The sequence below is a fragment of the Azotobacter salinestris genome (assembly GCF_009363155.1).
Classification (GTDB): domain Bacteria; phylum Pseudomonadota; class Gammaproteobacteria; order Pseudomonadales; family Pseudomonadaceae; genus Azotobacter; species Azotobacter salinestris.
Genome location: NZ_CP045302.1, coordinates 372056 through 391894, shown reverse-complemented (window position 1 = coordinate 391894; position 19839 = coordinate 372056). Strand labels below are relative to the sequence as shown.

The window sequence follows — 19839 nt, the reverse complement described above, 5'->3', positions numbered from 1 at the left end:
TCGTGCCGATGAACATCCCCAACATACTTACAATTCTGCGCGTTCTGCTGATCCCGGTTTTCATCCTTTTGTTCTATCTGCCGTTCACCTGGAGCTACCTGGCAGCCAGTGCCGTATTCACCTTTGCTGCTGTGACCGACTGGTTTGACGGCTATCTTGCCCGCCGTTTGCAGCAAAGCACCCCGTTCGGCGCCTTTCTCGACCCCGTAGCGGACAAGCTGATAGTCGCCGTGGCGTTGGTGTTGTTGGTAGGGGAGCATGCCAATCTTTGGTTGACTCTGCCGGCCATCATTATCATCGGTCGCGAAATCATGGTGTCGGCCCTGCGCGAATGGATGGCCGAACTGGGCGCTCGGGCACAGGTAGCGGTTTCGAATCTGGGCAAGTGGAAAACTACTGCCCAAATGGTGGCTCTGGTTCTGCTTCTTGCCAATCCTCCGCTGCTGACCTTCTGGGTCATCCTTGGCTATGCACTGCTAATTGTCGCCGCAGCACTCACGCTATGGTCCATGACCCAGTACCTGTTGGCGGCCTGGCCTCATCTCAGTGCCACAGTTGAAAAAAAATAAGTTTTTGAATCAAAGGCTTGACTGGGCGACGTAATTCTATAGAATGTCGCCCGTCACCACGACGCGGGAATAGCTCAGTTGGTAGAGCACGACCTTGCCAAGGTCGGGGTCGCGAGTTCGAGTCTCGTTTCCCGCTCCAGTTTTTCTTGTGAGACTGTTTATTGGAGTCTCACTCACAGGCCGGGTGGCAGAGTGGTCATGCAGCGGATTGCAAATCCGTGTACGCCGGTTCGATTCCGACCTCGGCCTCCAATCGACAAAACGCCCCGAAAGCATATGTTTTCGGGGCGTTTTGCTTTATCTTTTTTCTCCATATCTTGAAAGGCCATCCATTATCTTTAACTTGCCTCATGACTTTAGGCTGTATATATTTATAGATCTTCGCAAGAAATAATTGCCTGCAGTCCATCTGCCCGGATGGCGAAATTGGTAGACGCAAGGGACTTAAAATCCCTCGCTGGCAACAGCGTGCCGGTTCGATCCCGGCTCCGGGCACCAATATCGACACGTACTTCAGGCTTTCAGAAGATTCTGCCGCGATTTTCCAACTTTGCCTTGAGCCGTAGAGTTCTTTTCGTCAAAGTTGTTAAACTCGCCTGTCTGGGCCGTAATATGTTTTGCAGTTGTGGTTCTCCCTAACAAGTATGACCGGGGAATCTCCTGTTTTTGGCCGTTCATGATCAAGCTCGGTGTTGTCTGTTTGCGTCTTGCTTCACGAAAGGCATAACCATAGCTGAACTCTTTCCCATATCTGCAATCATTCACTATTGCTGTACGAGCAATAATATCGCCTGATGGCGGACGCAACTTTCTGGCGAAGTCGATGCTTTGCTCGTGAGATGTATGGCAGGGAATGGTTGATGGTCTCTTTCTGTCGTTCTGGAAAAAGCGTTGCGGGCTGGCATCGTGGGCTTCAGGCACTTGGCAAGTGCGAATTTCGTGATTGCTCAATGAGTTCCGGATCCTGCTTGGTGGCAGAATCTCCTTGCCGATCAGGCGTTTTATCGATAGAAACCGGCCGCTCTGATCGAGCATGATTGATGAGTAGGAGCGGGAAGGAACGAGATGAGCGAGCTTGCCGAGAAGGTTCAGCGTGAATTGATCGAGGCCATCGACAACGATGAGCTGGTATTGCCTACATTGCCCGAGGCTGCTCTGGAGGTGCGTGAGGCTGCCCGGGATCCGGAGGTCAGCATCGGCGCCCTCGCGAGAGTGATCGGGCACGATGCTGCGCTGAGCGCACGGCTCATCAAGGTGGCGAACAGCCCGCTGATGCGGGCCAATCGGGAGATCACCGACCTGCAGACGGCCATCGGTCGTCTGGGCATCAACTATACCTGCACCCTGGCTACCGGTCTGGCCATGGAGCAGATGTTCCAGGCGAATTCTCCTGTCGTGGACCGCAAGATGCGTGAGGCCTGGCGCAAGAGCAGTGAAGTTGCCGGTATCTGTTACATGCTCTGCCGTCATTACACCCGACTGGTGCCCGACCAGGCGACGCTGGCCGGTCTGGTGAGCCGGATCGGCATCCTGCCTATCCTGACCTATGCGGAAACCCATGCAGCATTGTTGGCCGATCCGGAGGTTCTCGAGCAGATCATCGACCAGGCTCACCCGATCCTCGGCGAAAGAATTCTACGCAACTGGGAGTTTCCTGCTCCCATTGCGATTGTTCCTGGGGAATATCTGAACTTTGCCCGGGACTCCGCTCAGGTGGATTATGTGGATATCGTTCAGGTGGCGGAACTGCTGAGTCATGTCGGCACCGGGCATCCCTTTACGCAACTCGACTGGCGAGGGATCCCGGCGTTCGCCAAGCTCGGCCTCGATCCCTGTCTGGACGTACAGGCCGATGAGGATCTGAGCGCTTCGATGGACGCGGCGATGAGTATGCTCCAGTAGCGGTCATCGCCGCCAAGGGGCGGCCGGCCCGGTCACCAGGCCCGCCGGCTGCCGTGAGTATTCAGAAGCGGTCGTCGGCCAGTTCCAGAAGCGGGGCGCTGCCGGCACGGATGACGGCGTCCAGGGACAGGATGCGCGGCAGCAGCTTGCTGAAGTAGAACTGCGCAGTGGACAGCTTGGCACCGTAGAAGGCCTCATCCTTGTCACGACTGGCCTGGGCCACCGCAGCCATGCGTGCCCACATGTAGGCATAGGCGACATAACCGAACAGGTTCAGGTAGTCCACCGCGACGGCATTGGCCAGTGCCGGATCCTTGCCGGCCTGGTCGAGCAGCCAGATGCTGATGCCTTCCAGGCACTCCAGGGCGGCCAGCAGCTGGCTGGCGAAGGGGCGGGAGGCGGCCGGCGCGTCGACGAAGGCGCGGACCTCCCCGGCGAACAGTCGCAATGCAGCGCCGTCGTTGGCCACGACCTTGCGGCCCAGCAGGTCGAGGGCCTGGATGCCGTTGGTGCCCTCGTAGATCTGCGCGATGCGTACATCGCGTACCAGTTGCTCCTGGCCCCATTCGCGGATGTAGCCGTGTCCGCCGAATACCTGCTGGCCGTGGATGCAGCTCTCCAGGCCGATGTCGGTGAAGAAGGCCTTGGCGACGGGGGTGAGTAGCGCCACCAGCGCTTCGGCGTGACGGCGTTCGTCGGCGTCCCCGGCATGCTTGGTCAGGTCCAGCTGCTGAGCGACGTAGGTGGAGAAGGCTCGTCCACCCTCGGTCAGGGCCCTCATGGTCAGCAGCATGCGCCGCACGTCGGGATGGACGATCAGGGGATCGGCGCTCTTCTGCGGTGTCTGGGCACCTCCCGGGGCGCGCCCCTGCAGGCGCTCACGGGCATAGGCCACGGCATTCTGGTAGGAAGCCTTGGCGCAGCCGATGCCCTGGATGCCGATGGATAGGCGCTCGTAGTTCATCATGGTGAACATGGCTGCCAGCCCCTTGTGTGGTTCGCCGATCAGGTAGCCGGTAGCGCCGTCGAAGTTCATCACACAGGTGGCCGAGGCCTTGATTCCCATCTTGTGTTCCAGCGAGCCGCAGGACAGTGAGTTGCGCGCGCCGAGGGTGCCATCCGGAGCAACCAGGAACTTGGGCACCAGGAACAGCGAGATGCCCTTCGAGCCGGGCGGTGCATCGGGCAGGCGGGCCAGCACCAGATGAACGATATTCGCCGTCAGGTCCTGTTCGCCACCGGTGATGAAAATCTTGCTGCCGCTGATGGCGTAGCTGCCATCGGCCTTCGGCTCGGCGCGGGTGCGCAGCAGGCCGAGGTCTGAACCGGCATGGGCTTCGGTGAGACACATGGTGCCCGCCCATTCGCCACTGTACAGGCGCGGCAGGTAGAGCTGCTTGAGCTCTTCGCTGGCGTGGGCGTCCAGTGCCAGGCAGCAGCCGGAGGTCAGCGCCGAATACAGGGTGAAGCTGGCGTTGGCGGAATAGAGCATTTCCTCGAACTGCACGGCGAGCATCTTCGGCATGCCCAGGCCGCCATAGGCCGGATTGCCGGCCAGGCCGACCCAGCCGCCCTCGATATAGGTGGCATAGGCTTCGCGGAAGCCGGCCGGGGTGGTGACGACACCGTTGTCCCAGTGTGCGCCTTCCTCGTCGCCGCTGCGGTTGAGCGGGGCGAGCAGTTCGCCCGTGACCTTGGCCGCCTCCTCGAGGATGGCGTCGGCGGTTTCGGCATCCACCGTTTCGGCCAGGGCGGGCAGGCGAGCCCAGAGCTTGTCAGCGGCAAACACCTCGTGCAGGACAAAGCGCATGTCGCGCAGGGGGGCGTGGTATTCGGGCATGACGGACCTCGTTTTCTTGTCATGAGACGGACGCGCCCGAACGGGGCGGGCGGCCGGTGTCTGGACCGCGGTTCAGGCGTAGACGTGGAAGCCGCGGCCGCTCTTGCGACCCAGATAGCCGGCCGCGACCATTTCCTTGAGCAGGGTAGCCGGACGGTACTTGGGATCGCCGAAATCGCGGTAGAAGGTTTCGAGAATCGCCAGCAGCGTGTCCAGACCGATCAGGTCGGCCAGTGCCAGGGGACCGATGGGCTGATTGCAGCCGAGCTGCATGCCGGTGTCGATGTCCTGGGCACTGGCCAATCCCTCCTGAAGGACGAAGATCGCCTCGTTGATCATCGGGCAGAGGATGCGGTTGACCACGAACCCGGGACTGTTGCGCACCGAGATGGCAGTCTTTCCGACCTGCTCGGCGAACGCCACGGCCTTCGCATGGGTGGCCTCGGAGGTCTGCAGGCCGCGGATGACCTCGACCAGGGTCATGACCGGCACCGGATTGAAGAAGTGCAGGCCGATGAAGCGTTCGGGGCTGCCCAGCACGCTCGCCAGTTCGCTGATCGACAGCGAGGAGGTGTTGCTGGCAATGAGCGCGTCGGGCTCCGTCGCTTCCTCGATCAGGGCGAGGATCTGCCGCTTGAGGTCAAGGTTCTCGGTGGCCGCCTCGATAACCAGTTCGCTTCCGGCGAGAGCGCCGTAGTGGGTCTGCGGGTGGATGCGGGCCAGGGCTGCCTGCCTGTCCGCCTCCGCGATAAGCCCCTTCTTCACCTGGCGCTCCAGATTGGCGGACAGGGTGGCGAGGCCACGCTCGAGGGCGCTGTCGGAGATGTCCACGAGAGTGACCTGGCGGCCTGCCAATGCGCAGACCTGGGCGATACCGTTGCCCATGGTTCCGGCGCCGATGACTGCGATGCGCGCTTCAGTCGTATTCTTCAAGGGATCGTTCATGTTCGGCTTTCCTTGGATAGGCTCCTGTCGCCCAGCCCCGTACAGGCGTGGACGACAGGAATATAGCGGTTCAGTCGGCTTCCGGGGTGGCGCCGATCTCGCTCTTGGTCGAGGCGAAGCGGAGCAGATGGGTGCGCTCCACCAGAATGTACAGCACGACCCCGGTGGCCAGGCCCCAGCCCGCCCCATAGACGGCCAGAACCACGCCCATGGTGCCAGCGATCCCGCGCTCGGTGTTGTTGTTGAGCTGCTCGAAGCCGACCATCAGGCAGATGTAGCCGGTGAGTACCAGGGTCAGCGACAGGGCGATCGGCAGCACCGGCTGGAAGAAGCTCACCAGCGGCAGGATGAACAGGGCAATGAAACCGGTGATCCAGAAGGTGCCGGCACCGCTGTAGATCGAGTCCATCGCCTTGCGGCCGTACTTGTAGCGCTCGGCCATGGTCGCCGCGGCGGCGGTCCACAGCGGCCCGGCCAGGCCGGGGTAGGGCGCGAAGAAGGCATGCAGGGCGTTGCGCACGGCGGTGACCAGATGGATGCGGTCGACGTTGTAGTCGATCTTTTCGTCGGTGCGCAGTTCATCGGCGCGCTGCATCAGCGACTGGCCAACGATGATGTCGCCGAAGGCGATGATGTAGGCGATCACCGCCGTGGGGATGGCATAGAGGAAGATCTTCGCATCCGGGAAGCCGATGCCGAACGGCAGGTAGTTCCAGAGCTGGTCGAAGGCCGGCTGGGTGATCCCCCACCTGATCTCCGGCATCTTGTACTCACCCACGGCGATGCCGATGAAAATGGCGATCAGCATGCCCGGCACCATCCCGTAGTTGACGATCTTGCGCGCCAGCGGCACACGCTCGGTGAGGCCCCTGAAGGATACCGAGAACATCAGGTACAGGCAGATCAGGCTGCCCAGCACCAGGGAGATCGGGGTATTGGCCAGGCGTCCGCCGCTGGAGATCTCGCCCATCAGTGCGGCAATGCCGGCGCCGATGATGATGCCGCCCTTCATGGAGTTGGGCACCAGACGCACCATCACGCTGCCGAGACGGGTGACACCGAGCAGGAGGAAGATCAGGAACACCAGAAATTGCAGGGCGAACAGGGCCTGGATAGCTTCCGGACCGGGCTGGTAGTCGCTGAGGAAGAGGATCACCACCGGGATGCCGGGCGTGATCCAGCCCGGCACCAGCGGCACGCCGAGCAGGGCCGGCAGCATGAAGCCGATGCCGCAGATTACCACGTAGGCGATGGCCACCTCATAGGGCAGGCCGAGGTATTTCTCCAGCAGCGGGATCATGCCCAGGCTGACCACGAACATGATGAACGCCTGGAGCATTTCCGCGGTTTCCCAGCGGTAGTGCACGAAGGGCAGGCGGACCTTGAAGGGGCCGGCCGGCCAGTAGGGCTGCTCGTCACCGTCTTTGCGATTGAATAGTTGCATGGAGGTCTCCGTTGGCGCATGCGCCATTGTTATCGTTGTTGTAAAACGGGCAGGCACACCTGGCGCGTTCGTGGCGCTACCGGGCGGCGGAAAGGGACTACAGCGCCCTGGCGCGTTCGCGCAGGACGTATTTCTGGATCTTGCCGGTGGAGGTCTTCGGCAGTTCGCTGAAGACCACGCGCTTGGGGATCTTGAAGCCGGCCAGGTGCTCGCGGCAGAAGGCGATGATCTCCGCCTCGCTGGTCCGCTCGTGGCCGGCCTTGAGGGTGACGAAGGCGCAGGGGGTTTCTCCCCATTTCTCGTCGGGGCGGGCCACCACGGCTGCCTCGAGGACGCCGTGATGGCGATAGAGCACACCTTCCACCTCGATAGTCGAGATGTTCTCGCCACCGGAGATCACGATGTCCTTCAGGCGGTCCCTGATCTCCACATAGCCGTCCGGATGCCAGACGCCCAGGTCGCCGGTATGGAACCAGCCACCCTCGAAGGCCTCGGCGGTAGCGGTCGGGTTCTTCAGGTAGCCCTTCATTACCGTGTTGCCGCGCATGAAGATCTCGCCGATGGTCTCGCCGTCGCGCGGCACCGACTTCAGGGTCTGCGGATCGGCCACCATCACTCCCTCCAGGGTCGGGTAGCGCACGCCCTGGCGCGCCTTGATCCGCGCCCGTTCGTCCAGCGACAGCTCGTCCCATTCCTCGTGCCAGGCGCACACGGTGACCGGGCCGTAGACTTCGGTGAGGCCATAGACGTGAGTGACCTGGATGCCCATTTCCTCCACCGCACCGATCACCTTGGCCGGCGGTGCGGCGCCGGCGACCATGGCATGCACCGGGTGGTCGATGGCAGCCTTGGCCGAGTCTGGCATGTTGACCAGGGCATTGAGGACGATGGGGGCGCCGCACAGATGGGTGACGCGGTGCTCGTGAATCAGGGTGAGGATCTGCTGCGGATCGACCCGGCGCAGGAACACGTGCACGCCGGCCAGGGCGGTGACGGTCCAGGGATAGCACCAGCCATTGCAGTGGAACATCGGCAGGGTCCAGAGGTACACGGGGTGGTTGCCCATCGCCCAGACCATCTGGTTGCCCAGCGAGTTCAGGTAGGCGCCGCGGTGATGGTAGACGACCCCCTTGGGATTGCCGGTGGTGCCGGAGGTATAGTTGAGGCTGATGGCCTGCCACTCGTCGTCTGGCCACTGCCAGGCGAACGCCGGGTCGCCCTCGGCGAGCAGGGCCTCGTAGTCGAGATCGCTGATCGGCTGGCCTTCGCCGTACTCCGGATCGTCGACGTCGATCAGGAGCGGCGGATGATCGAGCATCCCGACTGCGGCATGGATCACCTCCTGGTATTCGCGATCGGCGATCAGCACCTTGGCCTCGCCGTGCTGCAGCATGAAGGCGATGGCCTCGGCATCCAGGCGTACGTTGAGCGTGTTGAGTACTGCGCCGACCATCGGTACGCCGAAGTGCGCCTCGAGCATCTGCGGAATGTTGGGCAGCATCACCGCCACGGTATCGCCCTTGCCGATGCCGCGACCGGCGAGGGCGGAGGCCAGGCGGCGGCAACGCACATAGGTCTCGGCCCAGGTGCGGCGAATCGAACCATGGATCACGGCTGGGCGGTTCGGATAGACGGAGGCGCTTCGCTCGATGAAGCTCAGCGGGGAAAGGGGGACGTGGTTGACTTCAGAGCGCGACAGGCCCTGTTCGAAGATCGACATGCTTTTATCCTTTCGGCTGATTGTTCTTATTGCCTGCCAGCCTTTCCGTTCCGGCAGGGCTGGTACACCCTTCGCCGATCTGTATAGCAATCTCCATTTGATATGTAAATACTACCTGCACAATGTAGTATGATTACTATATTTATTTAATTTAACTCCCAGTAAGGGATGGTTATAAACGAATGCAGCCAGATGCCGATCATCCGAGCGCTTCGCCGTTGCTGGCGTTCGATCCGCAGCCCGGTCTGCTGCTGGATTCCCGTGCTCGGCCCCTGGAACTGAACGAGTCCCTGCGGGCGCTGCTCGGCGAGTCCGAACGGCAGGTTCTGGCCGGCTGCCTGCCGGCGAATCACGAGCAGCTGGTGCGCGCCTGTCTTGAGCAGCGGCGGGCCATCGAGGACGTCGAGGCGCAGTTCGGGGAGCGGGTTCTGCTCTGGACTTTCATTCCCGATCCGCGAACGAGGAGGGTGGTGGCGCGCTGTCGGGATGCCACCGGACACATTCTCGGCGAGCGCGAGGCCGCCAAGGCGCGTCGGCTGTATCGACTGATCACCGAGAACACTACCGACCTGATCTCCCGCCACGATCCCGACGGGCGTTTCCTGGACGCTTCGCCGGCCTCCTGGACCCTGCTCGGCTACTGGCCGGAGGAGCTGCGCGGCAAGCCGGTACGCACGTTCGTGCATATTCGCGAGCGGACGCAACTGGTCAGTGCCCGGGAGGCGCTGGAGCAGCACGGCTATCACACCATGAGCTACCGGGTGCGCCACCGTGCCGGGCACTACCTGTGGTTCGAGACGGCCAGCCGGGCGATCCGTGACACCTATACCGGTGAGGTGGTGGAGGTGATCAGCGTGTCGCGGGACATCACCGCCCGGGTCCGTGCCGAGGAAAACAACCGCAGACTGGCCGGCGTGGTGGAGGCCAACACCGATCTGGTGCTGTTCATCGACCCGGCCGGACAGATCACCTACCTCAATCCGGCTGCCCGGCGCACCCTGGGGATCGGCGAGCGGCAGCCGATGCCGCCGCTGGCCGCACTCTTCGCCCGCGACGACGTGGCGCAGCTGCAGGCCGAGGGCTGGAGCATCGCCGAGCGACAGGGGGCGTGGAGCGCCGATGCGCGCCTGCAACCGATGGGCGGCGGTGCCTCGGTGCCGGTTTCGCTGGTGCTGCTGGCGCATTCTGCGGTCGGCGGCGAACGTTATTACTCGCTGGTGGCGCGCGACATGACCGAGCGCGAGCTGCGCGAGGCGCAGCAGCACCGTCATCAGGACGAGCTGGCGCATACCGCCCGGCTGGTCAGTCTCGGCGAGCTGGCCTCCGGGCTCGCCCACGAGATCAACCAGCCGCTGGCGGCGGTGGTCAACTACGCCAGCGCCAGCCAGCGCTACCTGCAATCCCTGGAGCACAATCCGCAGGCGGTGCTGCGCGTTGCCCAGGGACTGGAACGCATCACCGAGCACGCCCAGCACGCTTCGGAGGTGATCAAGCGGCTGCGCGCCTTTCTGCGCAAGGGGCAGCGACGCATGCAGGCGCTCGATGTGGCCGAGGTGGCGCGGGGCGCGGTACGTCTCTGCGGCTGGGAAGCGAACGCCAGCCAGGTGACGATCGAGGCGCACTTGCCGAACGACCTGCCGCCGGTCTACGCCGACCGGGTGCTGCTCGAGCAGGTCCTGCTCAACCTGCTGCGCAATGCCATCGACGCCAACCATGAGGCCCATCCCGGCCAGCCGACCAGCATCATGCTGACGGCCCGTGCCGAGGCCGGGCGGGTAACGATCGAGGTGCGCGACTGCGGGCCGGGGCTGAGCGACGCTGAGCTGGAGCGGGTGTTCACGCCGTTCTACACCAGCAAGCCGGAAGGGCTTGGGTTGGGCCTGTCGATGAGTCGCAGCATCGTCGAGGGCTTCGGCGGCTCCCTGGAAGCGCAGCGCGCCGAGGGCGTCGGGCTGTCGATGCGCTGCCGGCTGCCGATCCAGTAGAAAGGCGCCAAAGTTCCGCCTTCTGAGATACCCCCAGTGAGCTCCGTTCGCCGTAGGTCGCCGCCTTACGGCATCATCATGTCAGCATGGTGATGTGCCATCAGCGAATCCGGCACGCCGCTTTGCTCGAGTCCCCCGGAATCCAGCCAGGCTCGGGTCCGTTGATGGGCGCGGTCCATCAGCTCTCCGGTCTGGCTGAAATCGAAAACCGACACTGCCAGAGGACACAGTGGGGCAACGACATGAATGCGCGCACGGGCTGCATGCAGCTCGATGTCGCGTACCAGTTGGCGCATGCTCATCAGGTTGAGGGTATGCAGTGCCAGGGCTACGAGGCCTCTGGGCGGCTCCTTGCAGGCGCAGCCAAAGCCTGTGGGCAACACCAGGATTCGAGTAGCACCCAGCGCTACGGCGCTGGCGATGGGGGTGCTGCTGCTCACCCCACCGTCTACCAGCACGCTGCCTTCGCGCCACACCGCCGGGAATACCAGTGGAATGGCAGTGCTGGCCAGCAGGGCCTGTTCGGCATCTCCCTTGGACAACACGACCTCCGCGCCGCTCAAAAGGTCGGTGGCGACGATGTGCAGTGGCAGTCGGGCTTCCTCGATGCGCCGGATGGGCAGCGCGCGTCGGATCAGGCGCTTCAGGGCGGCCGGCTGCAGCAGGTGGCCGCGGTGATGCAGCAACCCGCCGAGGGCGTCGGTGAACGAGAAGGGGAACACGTCGGCCTGGCGCAATCCGCGCCAGATATCCGCGAGCCCGGCAATGCCGGCAAGGGTGGGGCGGGCAGCGAAATAGGCGCCATTGATGGCTCCGACCGAGGCCGCCGACCACGAGATCGAAGTTCAACCCCGCTTCCACCAGCGTCTGCAACATGCCGACCTGAACCGCGCCGAGGCTTCCGCCGCCGGCCAGAACCAAGGCGGTGCTGGATTGCATGTCCCCTCTCCTGTTCAGCGCTGCTGGTTCAGCGTCCAGTCATAGTCAAGGTAGCCCAGCTCCGCGCCCTGGCGTATTCGTTGCTGATCGGCAGGCTCATCGCTCAACCACTGTGCTCGCACAGCGAGATAGCCACTCACCGAGCCGGCCTGGCGGGCGAAGTCCTCGCCGTACCAATCGAAGATCCTCGAGACTTCCAGTTGGTTGCCTTGCCGATCGAAGCGGTTGCGCTGGCGATCACCGAGGAAGCGACGCAGGCTGTCTTCCAGTTGGCCCTCCAGCTGTTCGGCGACCAGGGCTTCCGGGCGCAATGCAGGACAGCCGACCGAAGCGCAGTTGACCACGAAATGAATGCGCGGCTCGTCGTAGGCACCCGGCTGGCGGATCAGCCCATGCTCCAGGTCGTCGAGGCTGAGGGTCTGGCCGAGGAGCGGAATGAAGCGGCGTTTCCAGGGCGAGCCGAACAGGCTGCCGATGTCCTTGATCGAGGCAGTCGGGTAGTGGTCGAGGATCAACTGCACGGTGAAGGCGTTGTAGGCATTGATCAGAAAGGCCAGTCGCTGGTCGCGAGCCCAGCCATTGAACTCGGCGCGACTGACCGCCGACAGCTGCGCCAGATAGGTAGCGAGCGCCTGGCGGTCACGGGCGAAGGCCGGGTAGTCCACCTCGCTGGCCACACCCTCGCGTACCCAGTGCACATGACGTTCGAGCAGGCTGTTCCAGCCCTTGTGCCGATGGTCGAAGGACTCGGCCTGGGCAAGGCCGCTCAGGGCCAGCAGAGCCCACAGCAGCATCCTCATGGCCGCTCTCCCGAGGTTGGACCCTGTGCCGCCATGGCCCCCGTTCGGGGCTTGCCGGCATACAGGCGCGCGAGCGTAGTGGGTGCAATGCCGAGGATGAAGCCCAGGGCCAGCAGGCGGTTGCGGCAGGCGCGGCGCCACCAACCGTCGCGTTGCCAGCGGCGCGGACTCACCCGCAGCCCCTGGCGAATGCAGCGGAAATCGCCATGCTCGCGCAGCCCCTCGACCAGCGGGACTTCCTCGAACAGGGGCCATGGCGCGTGCTGTCCCACCGCGTAGTAGGCACTGCGTCGGGCGAACAGCCCCTGGTCGCCATAGGGCACGCCGACCTGGTTGCGCCAGGCCACCAGGCGTTCGAGCAGGCGACCCTGCCAACCGGGGGTGCCACTGAAGCGGAAGGCAAAGTAGCCACCCGCTGCCCCCGTGCTGACGGCCTGACGCAATGCCGCCAGCGGCTGGCCGTCCAGCTCGGCATCGGCGTGGAGGAACCAGAGGATGTCGTGTTCGGCGAGTGCCGCGCCCTGGCGCAGCTGCTCGCCACGACAGGGCACCGCTGGCGACCAGAGCGCCCCGTGACGTCGGCAAAGCGCCTGGCAAGGCTCGCTGGCGGCGGCATCGACGACGATGATCTGCAACGGCGGACCGCCGTCCCTTTCGGCCTGGCGCAACTGGCCGAGCAGACGCTCGAGGGGTAGCTCGTCGCGCAAGCAGGGAATGACCACGCTGACCGGGAGCCGGGCGCTCATGCGTGCTCTCCGCAGGTGCTGGCCAGGCTGTGCAGCAGGCGGCGACGTGCCGGGCGTGGGTCGTCGGCCAGTTCGCCCAGGGCGCGCGTCAGGTCCGCCTGCTCGTCGATATCGAAGGACTCGCCACAGAGTGCAACGGAGTGGCCTGCCTCGCGACAGGCGTCGGCCAGTGCCTGGCCCAGATCGGCAGTGCTCCAGGGCAGCTCGGTCAGGTCGGGCCAGGGCCGGTTCGAAGCCATCAGCACCACGCCACCATCGCTGGCGGAGATCAGCACCGTATCCGCTTCTCGCAGGGCGATACGTACCCGCTGGTAATGCTCAGGGCGCAGGGCCGGCGCGTCGCTGCCGATGAACACCAGGCGGCGATGCCCGGCGGCGCGCAGTGTGTGATCCAGAGCATTCAGCCGCTCGCCGAGGTTGCCGCTGCCCTGCGGCAGGCAGAGGGCCTGCGGGGCCAGGGCACTGGCCCAGTCGCGATGCACCCTCTGATCCGGCGCGATCACCGTGGCGCCGGGCCAGTTGCCGAGATCTTCCAGCGCACAGTCCAGCAGCCATTCGGCAATCCGTAACGCCGCTTCGGCGCCAATCCGGGCAGCCAGGCGCTGCTTGCCGTGACCGATGGCGGGACGCTTGCAGACCAGGACCAGGGTGGGATGAGGGGAGGTATTTTCTTCAGGGAACATCGACCAGGCTCGCAGCAAAATGGCAGAGGAAGCTTTCAAGGGGGCGGCCGGCTCGCGGATTGCCGAATTTACGGCCACCTGTCTATGAATTGGAGGGAGCCGGGCGGCTCCTGTTACAGCCTTGCCTGGCGAAGCAGGTGGCCCGGCTACTCCGCATGTTTGCGCACCTTGTCCAGGATGGCTGCGGTATCCACGGGCTCCCAGTCCAGCGGCAGCTGCTGCAGGACCTGGGAGGTGAGCCGGAGCTGCTTGATATAGCGCCGGCAGCGCCAGCACATGCGCAGGTGCATGAAAACGGCCATGCGCGTGCGCAGGCCCAGATGCCGGTCGATGATGTCCGAACCCAACTCCGACATTTCCTTGCAGGTCAACATGTGCCCACCTCCTCGAAGTGGTTGAGCATGGCATGCATGCGTTGCCGCCCCCGATGCAGCAGGACGCGCACGTTGCCTTCGCTGAGCCCGGTGGCCCGGGCAATCTCGGCGAATTCCAGCCCGCCCAGCTCGCGCATCAGCACCACGCTCCGCTGGTCGCCGGGCAGCCGATGTAGATGTTTGCGGATGCACTCGTGCAGTTCGGCTTCGGTCAGCAGAGCCTCCGGGCTGTCGTGGTGCCACTGTGCGGGCGGATGACTCCAGGTGCCTTTGTCGCTGAAGCTGGAAGCAATCGGTGAGCCGCTGTCCACTCCCCAGCCTTCCAGCGAGACCTCGCGCTTGTACTGGCGCAGCAGCGCATGCGCCTCGTTCAGTGCGATGCGCGCCAGCCAGGTACGCAACCGCGAGCGTCCCTCGAAGCCCTTGATGGCGGCGAAGGCCTTCAACCAGGTTTCCTGGGCGACATCGTCGGCCAACCCCTGTCCGACCAGAGGGGTGGCCATGGCCACCAGAAAGCGGTGATGGGCACGGATGACCGCCTCGCAGGCTGCCGCATCCCCTTGCTGCAGACGCTTGACCATATCCCGTTCTTCTTCCATTCCATTCCCCAGAGCGTGCTGACTTCAGCATGGATATCGGCCGTGCCGCAGTGCGCATCCTGGGATGCCGTCGCCCGGCCGTTGTTACATCGGTGTCTGCCCGCAGCTGCTGAAATCCAGGGTCGCTCAGCACAGCAAGCCGTTGAGATAGCGATGGGCCAGCGGATCGCGCGCGCTTTCGAACAGTTCGCAGGCCGGTCCGCTGTCCAGTACGCAGCCGCAGCCATCACGTACCCAGCACACCGCCACATGGTCGGCCAGGCGCCGCGCCTGGGCCAGGTTGTGGGTGACCATCAGCAGGGTATAGCGGCCCTTCAGGCTGTCGATCAGCCCCTCGACGGTGGCGCTGGCGATGGGGTCGAGGGCGCTGCAGGGCTCGTCCAGCAGCAGCACGCTGGGCTCCAGCGCCAGGGCGCGGGCGAAGCACAGGCGCTGCTGCTGGCCCCCGGACAGGCCCAGCGCGGGCCGGTGCAGGCGGTCACGCACCTCGTTCCACAGCCCGGTGGCCTGCAACGCCTGTTCCATCCGCCCATGCAGTTCGGCCTTGCTGCGCACGCCGTGCTCGCGCAGGGCGAACAGGATGTTCTCGGCGATGCTCAGGGGGAAGGGGTTGGGCTGCTGGAACACCATGCCGACTCGACGGCGCAGCAGCTGGACATCGACGCCGCTGTCCAGCACGTCCTGGCCATCGATCAGTACCCGGCCGCTGCCCCGGGCGCCGGACACCAGGTCGCTCATGCGGTTGGCCGCCGACAGCAGGCTGCTCTTGCCGCAACCGCTGGTGCCGACCAGCGCCATCAGCTCGCCGGGGGCCACGTCGAGGGAGGCGCCGAGCAAGGCCCCCTGCTCGCCATAATGCACGCTGAGTCCCTGGATGCTCAGTGAGGGGGGATTGCTCATGGGTTTATCTCGCAAAAGGACTGCGGTCGTTGGCCGATGCGCCAGGCGATCAGCTGGATCAGCAAGGCGAAGCCCAGCAGCACCAGGGCGGTGCCGGTCGATGCCGGGCGGCCGCCCGACACGTTCATGGCCAGGTCGTAGATGTGCACGGCCAGCGTGCGCCCGGAGTCGAACAGGCTCTCCGGCCAGCGCATCACGTAGCCGGCGGTGAACAGCAGCACGGCGGTTTCCGCCAGGGCGCGACCGGCGCTGAGCACCAGGGCGGCGGCGATGCCCGGCGCGGCAAAGGGCAGCAGGATGCGGCGCAGGTAGCCAACCCGCGAGATGGCCAGACCGGCCGCGGCCTGCCGGTAGCATGTGCGACTCCCATACAGGCGTGCCAGTCCCATCAGCAGCAGGGCCAGCACCAGCAGCACCCAGCCGCTCAGGTACAGCGCCTGCAGATGCGGGCCGCTGGCGTAGCTCATCTCCAGGGCAATATTGGCGGTCAGGGTACGCACCGGCTCGAAGGGTGAGCCCGGCCACTGCACCACGTTGCCGGCCACCATCAGCACTGCCATGGTTTCGCCCAGCGCGCGCCCCAGCTGCAGCAGGATGGACGGCCACAGGCGCGGCCAGGCGGCCGGCAGCAGCACCCGGCGGATCGCCGCCCAGCGCGATACGCCCAGGCACAGCGCCGCCGGCAGATGACGCCGGGCGCTCTCGCGCAGGGCCACGTCCGCCTGCACCATCAGCAACGGCAGGATCATCAGGGCCAGGACGATACCCGCCGCCAGCAGGCTGGCACCAGGCGGTACCCAACGGTTGAGCAGCGGCACCAGCACCATCAGCCCCCAGAGTCCGTAGACCACCGAGGGGATGCTGGCCATCAGGCCGAGCATGGCGCCATACAGCCGCGCCACGGCCGAGGGTGCATAGAAGATCAGCCAGACACTCACCAGCAGCCCCGCCGGCACCGCCAGCAGCAGGGCCAGCAGGCTGCTGAGCAGGGAGGCACCGAGCATGGCCTGCAGGCCGAACAGCCCCCTGGCCGGCTGCCAGCTCGCGCCCAACAGATTGGCCGGCTGCTGCAGCAGCGGCCAACTGGCCTGGGTCAGGAACACCAGGATCGGCAGCAGTACCATGGCGGCGTTTAGCGCGCAGACCAGGCTGGCACCGCCCAGCAGGCGGTCAGCGCCGTGGCGCAGGGATGAAGGCGTGCTGAGCGACAAGGTCGGCCACCTCGCTGGATTGGGCGAAGGCCAGCAGGGCCCGGATGTTGGCGTCGGGCTCGCCGCGTACCACCAGGTTCAGCTCGCGACTCAGCGGATAGCTGCCGGAGAGCAGGGCCTCGGTCGAGGCCGCCTGCCCATCCAGGGTCAGCAGCTTGATCGGCACGCCCTGCCGGGCTTCGTACTCGGCGCTGCCGATGGATACGTAGCCGATGGCCAGCGGATTGCCGGCCACCGACTTGATGCCCTGCTGGTTGTCGCCGATGACCAGATCCGGCTGCACCGCAGCGTTGTCGAGGCCGAAGTGCTTGAGGAACAGCTCCAGGGGCGAGCGCCCCTCGGCCTTGTGCACCTTCACCACAGGTCCTGGCTGGCCACCCAGCTCGCTCCAGTCACCGAGCCGGCCGGTGTAGAGCCCCACCACCTGCGCGCTGCTGATGCCATCCAGGGGATTGTCGGCATGCACAATCATGGTGATGCCATCGTTGGCGATGAGGAAGGGGGTCAGATCCCGCTCATCGGGGTTCAGCGCGCACGACACCATGCCGATGCTCGCCAGGCCGCCGCGCACGTCCTGGATGCCGCGCGAGGTGCCGCCGGACTGCACGTCGACCCGCATGCCGGGGTGCCGGGCTTCAAAGCGCTTGCCGATCTCGGCCATCAAGGGCGCGATGGTGCTGGAGCCGGAAACGGTGATGGTCTGCTCGCGCTGCGGCGCACAGCCGGCCAGCAGCAGCGCGGTACAGGCGAGGGCAAACAGGCCGCGGATCAACATGGCTACTCCCTCAGCAGCAGCTGGCCGCTGGCGCTGCGGCGTTCGGCTGATCGAACGGCAGGCCGGCACCGCAGCCGGTGAAGATGCCGAAATGGCGGCTGAAGTCGCCGATGAACTGGAAGTGCGCGGCGAAGCGGCTGTCCTTGAGCATGCGCCAGGTGTTGCCGCACACCGGGAAGACCCGGCCGGTCTCGATGCGGTGGTGCTTGTCGAGCACGAAGGCGCTGGCCGCGCCGGGGATGCTGCCCTGGTAGATCACTGCCTGGCCGTAGTCCTCGCTGGCCGGCTCCAGGCCATCGAGCTTGAACAGCCGGTAGGTGGCGGAGAAGAAGCGGGCGTCGCCGAGCTTTTCCGCCAGGTGCGGGGCGTCCACGCTGATCGGGCGATCCTCCACCAGCCGCGGATCGGCAAAGCCGTGGCGGCGCGCGAGGTTTTCGAAGTCGTTCCAGTACAGGGCGCCACCCAGGCACTCGCCGTAGAGCACCTCGTCCTCGCGCAGTTCCTTGGTCAGCCGGCGATCGGCGTAGACATCGGAGAAGTACAGCTCGCCGCCCGGCTTGAGCAGGCGATGGGCCTCGCGCAGCACGCTGTCCTTGTCCGGCGACAGGTTGATCACGCAGTTGGAGACGATCACGTCGAAGCTGGCATCGGCCAGCTCCAGGGCGGCAAGATCCTCGATATAGCCCTGGCGGAACGCCACATTGGCATAGCCGAAGCGCTCGGTATGGTAGTCCAGATGGGCGTTGGCCACGGCGAGTTGCTCGGCGGTCATGTCCACGCCCAGTATCGAGCCTTGCGGCCCCACCAGTTGGGCCAGCACGTAGCAATCGCGGCCCGAGCCACTGCCCAGGTCGAGCACCCGGCAGCCTTCCAGCAGTGTCGGTGCGACCAGGCCGCAACCGTAGTAGCGCGCGTTGACCTCCGGGTGCACCTTGTCCAGCAGCGGCTTGAGCCAGCCGGGCAGGCTGGAGACGTCGCAGCAGGCGCTGGTTTTCAGATCCCCGGTTTTCTGCAGGATCTTGCCGTAGTAGTTCTGTACCGACTCGTGCATGAGCGACCTCTGTGTGCGGATTGCCAAGCGCCGGCCCGCGAGTGGTGAAGCGGAGCGGCTTGGTAGATGTGTGGTGACTGTGGCCTATCAAGCAGATACGAACAGCCGGGGTTTTGTTACAGCTCAGGACCTGTCCATGACCAGTCGATCCTCATCGCGATAGGCGATCAGCAGCAGACTGCCGGCAAAGATGATCAGCGAGGGGTAGAACAGCGCGTTGCTGCCTTGGAACACCCAGTTCCAGGGATCGATCACCGACTGCATCACTGCCAGCAGGGAGGCGCCGTTGAGCAGCACCTGCACGGGGTATGCCCAGCGGCGCGCAAAGCCGACCACCACCGCCAGACCGACCAGTATCTGCAGGGCTCCGGCCACACGCAGGGCGTTCTCGGCGGCGAGGAAGCCGAAGTAGAACTTGTTGGCCACCGCCATGCCGTGCTCGACGTTGAACACCTTGTCGGCGCCCCAGATGACCAGCAGCCAGCCAAGCGACACGCGCAGGAATAGCAGCGTCCAGGTTTTCATTGCGGTTTTCTCCTTGATCGAGTAGAGCCGAGTTTGTGACTTGGCCTTGGTTTTTCATGCCCGACCGGTTTGGCTGGGCAGGTGAAAGGGGGTTCAGTGGCTGACGAGATGCCGGTTGATGAAGCGGCGATCGAGCCGGTCTTTCCACCAGCCAAGCACGCGCCCTTCGGCGCTGAGACCCGCCCAGCTCATCAGCGCACCGCCCTGACCGTCGGCCAGCAGCCCGAGCGCATGGCGCTGCGGCACGAAACGCACGAACGGCTGGCCCAGCAGGGCCGCGCTCAGATTGGCCGCCAGGGTCGGGCCCTGGCGTACCGCGTACACGCCGTTGCGTGGCGTGCCGGCCAGGCTGGCGCAATCGCCGGCAGCCAGGATGTGAGGATGGGAAAGGCTCTGCAGGGTGTCGCGGATGCTGATGAAACCGCGTTCATCGCAGGCCAGCCCCGTCTCGCGCAGCCAGGGCAGTGGGCTGGCCCCCGTGGCCAGGATCACGCGCCTGCCATGCCAGGCCAGGTGATTGCCGGCGACCAGGGCATCGCCATGAATGGAATCCACGGCCATGCCTTCCTGAACCGTCACCCCGGCTTTGGCCAAGTGGCGCAAAGCCCTGTGGCGCAGGGAAGCGGGATATCCCGCCAGAATCCGCCCGGCGCTGAGCAGGGTCAGCTCCGGCACCTGCGGAGCGAGCGCAAGCGCCAGCTCGACCCCGGCGGCCCCGCCGCCGAGGATGGCCAGCGGCTGTGGTGTTTCCTGCCACTGGCTCCAGCCCTTGAGGAAAGCCTCGAAGGGTTTCACCGGCAACAATGCCATCTCGCCGCCCAGCTCTTGAGG

The 19839-nt window shown here is 64.9% G+C and carries 19 protein-coding genes, 3 tRNA genes and 1 pseudogene; 6 read left to right on the top strand and 17 right to left on the bottom strand.

Going from position 1 to position 19839, the window contains the following annotated elements:
- Window positions 1-8 precede the first annotated feature (8 nt).
- From pgsA to GCU53_RS01935, 4 genes are all read left to right on the top strand, one after another.
- Window positions 9-569: a CDP-diacylglycerol--glycerol-3-phosphate 3-phosphatidyltransferase gene (gene pgsA / locus GCU53_RS01950; protein ID WP_152386119.1), complete on the top strand. Its 561-nt coding sequence runs from the start codon at window positions 9-11 to the stop codon at window positions 567-569.
- A gap of 63 nt (window positions 570-632) precedes the next feature.
- A tRNA-Gly gene (locus GCU53_RS01945) sits at window positions 633-708 on the top strand.
- 39 nt (window positions 709-747) lie between these two features.
- A tRNA-Cys gene (locus tag GCU53_RS01940) sits at window positions 748-821 on the top strand.
- A gap of 159 nt (window positions 822-980) precedes the next feature.
- Window positions 981-1067 (top strand) — tRNA-Leu (locus GCU53_RS01935).
- A 15-nt stretch (window positions 1068-1082) separates the two neighbouring features.
- Here the strand turns inward: GCU53_RS01935 and GCU53_RS01930 are convergent.
- Window positions 1083-1520, bottom strand: coding sequence for a hypothetical protein (locus GCU53_RS01930; protein WP_152386118.1), 438 nt, complete (start codon window positions 1518-1520; stop codon window positions 1083-1085).
- A gap of 114 nt (window positions 1521-1634) precedes the next feature.
- Here GCU53_RS01930 and GCU53_RS01925 point away from each other — a divergent pair, with 114 nt between their 5' ends.
- Window positions 1635-2471 carry an HDOD domain-containing protein gene (locus tag GCU53_RS01925; RefSeq protein WP_152386117.1) on the top strand — a complete coding sequence of 279 codons (837 nt, stop codon included), beginning with the start codon at window positions 1635-1637 and terminating at the stop codon, window positions 2469-2471.
- 61 nt (window positions 2472-2532) lie between these two features.
- On the opposite strand, the gene GCU53_RS01920 is transcribed toward GCU53_RS01925, so the two are convergent.
- From GCU53_RS01920 to GCU53_RS01905, 4 genes are all read right to left on the bottom strand, one after another.
- Entirely contained in the window at window positions 2533-4311 is a 1779-nt protein-coding gene (locus GCU53_RS01920; protein WP_152386116.1) for an acyl-CoA dehydrogenase C-terminal domain-containing protein, read from the bottom strand.
- Between the two features lie 72 nt (window positions 4312-4383).
- Window positions 4384-5256 carry a 3-hydroxybutyryl-CoA dehydrogenase gene (locus tag GCU53_RS01915; RefSeq protein ID WP_152386115.1) on the bottom strand — a complete coding sequence of 291 codons (873 nt, stop codon included), beginning with the start codon at window positions 5254-5256 and terminating at the stop codon, window positions 4384-4386.
- A gap of 70 nt (window positions 5257-5326) precedes the next feature.
- A complete protein-coding gene (locus GCU53_RS01910; RefSeq protein WP_152386114.1) occupies window positions 5327-6700 on the bottom strand; it encodes a solute carrier family 23 protein in 1374 nt (457 codons plus the stop codon).
- A gap of 97 nt (window positions 6701-6797) precedes the next feature.
- Entirely contained in the window at window positions 6798-8420 is a 1623-nt protein-coding gene (locus GCU53_RS01905; RefSeq protein ID WP_152386113.1) for an acyl-CoA synthetase, read from the bottom strand.
- A 182-nt stretch (window positions 8421-8602) separates the two neighbouring features.
- On the opposite strand from GCU53_RS01905, the gene GCU53_RS01900 reads away from it, so the two are divergent.
- The gene (locus GCU53_RS01900) at window positions 8603-10405 is read left to right on the top strand and encodes a PAS domain-containing sensor histidine kinase (protein ID WP_152386112.1); all 1803 of its coding nucleotides are present in this window, start codon (window positions 8603-8605) and stop codon (window positions 10403-10405) included.
- A gap of 65 nt (window positions 10406-10470) precedes the next feature.
- Here the strand turns inward: GCU53_RS01900 and GCU53_RS01895 are convergent.
- The 12 genes and pseudogenes from GCU53_RS01895 to GCU53_RS25380 form a co-directional block, all read right to left on the bottom strand.
- Window positions 10471-11344, bottom strand: a pseudogene (locus GCU53_RS01895) (patatin-like phospholipase family protein).
- Window positions 11345-11358: 14 nt separating this feature from the next.
- On the bottom strand, window positions 11359-12144 hold the full coding sequence (locus GCU53_RS01890) for a DUF547 domain-containing protein (protein ID WP_152386111.1): 786 nt from the start codon (window positions 12142-12144) through the stop codon (window positions 11359-11361).
- Window positions 12141-12890: a glycosyltransferase gene (locus GCU53_RS01885; protein ID WP_152386110.1), complete on the bottom strand. Its 750-nt coding sequence runs from the start codon at window positions 12888-12890 to the stop codon at window positions 12141-12143. The genes GCU53_RS01890 and GCU53_RS01885 overlap by 4 nt, the downstream gene beginning before the upstream one ends.
- Entirely contained in the window at window positions 12887-13573 is a 687-nt protein-coding gene (locus GCU53_RS01880) for a TIGR04282 family arsenosugar biosynthesis glycosyltransferase (protein ID WP_152386109.1), read from the bottom strand. The genes GCU53_RS01885 and GCU53_RS01880 overlap by 4 nt, the downstream gene beginning before the upstream one ends.
- Window positions 13574-13719: 146 nt before the next feature.
- Complete coding sequence (locus GCU53_RS01875) at window positions 13720-13947, bottom strand: anti-sigma factor family protein (RefSeq protein ID WP_152386108.1); 228 nt, start codon at window positions 13945-13947, stop codon at window positions 13720-13722.
- A complete protein-coding gene (locus tag GCU53_RS01870) occupies window positions 13941-14528 on the bottom strand; it encodes an RNA polymerase sigma factor (RefSeq protein WP_167520017.1) in 588 nt (195 codons plus the stop codon). Before GCU53_RS01870 ends, GCU53_RS01875 begins: the two co-directional genes overlap by 7 nt.
- A 144-nt stretch (window positions 14529-14672) precedes the next feature.
- Window positions 14673-15446 carry a phosphate ABC transporter ATP-binding protein gene (locus GCU53_RS01865; protein ID WP_152386106.1) on the bottom strand — a complete coding sequence of 258 codons (774 nt, stop codon included), beginning with the start codon at window positions 15444-15446 and terminating at the stop codon, window positions 14673-14675.
- Window positions 15443-16657, bottom strand: coding sequence for a phosphate ABC transporter permease subunit PstC (gene pstC / locus GCU53_RS01860; protein WP_152386105.1), 1215 nt, complete (start codon window positions 16655-16657; stop codon window positions 15443-15445). Before pstC ends, GCU53_RS01865 begins: the two co-directional genes overlap by 4 nt.
- Complete coding sequence (locus GCU53_RS01855; RefSeq protein WP_152386104.1) at window positions 16617-17432, bottom strand: phosphate ABC transporter substrate-binding protein; 816 nt, start codon at window positions 17430-17432, stop codon at window positions 16617-16619. The genes pstC and GCU53_RS01855 overlap by 41 nt, the downstream gene beginning before the upstream one ends.
- 10 nt (window positions 17433-17442) lie before the next feature.
- Window positions 17443-18483 (bottom strand): methyltransferase domain-containing protein, encoded by a 1041-nt coding sequence (locus tag GCU53_RS01850; RefSeq protein ID WP_152386103.1) that lies wholly within the window; start codon window positions 18481-18483, stop codon window positions 17443-17445.
- A gap of 123 nt (window positions 18484-18606) precedes the next feature.
- Complete coding sequence (locus GCU53_RS01845; protein WP_152386102.1) at window positions 18607-19008, bottom strand: DoxX family protein; 402 nt, start codon at window positions 19006-19008, stop codon at window positions 18607-18609.
- A 93-nt stretch (window positions 19009-19101) separates the two neighbouring features.
- Complete coding sequence (locus GCU53_RS25380) at window positions 19102-19818, bottom strand: FAD-dependent oxidoreductase (protein ID WP_167520000.1); 717 nt, start codon at window positions 19816-19818, stop codon at window positions 19102-19104.
- Window positions 19819-19839: the final 21 nt, after the last annotated feature.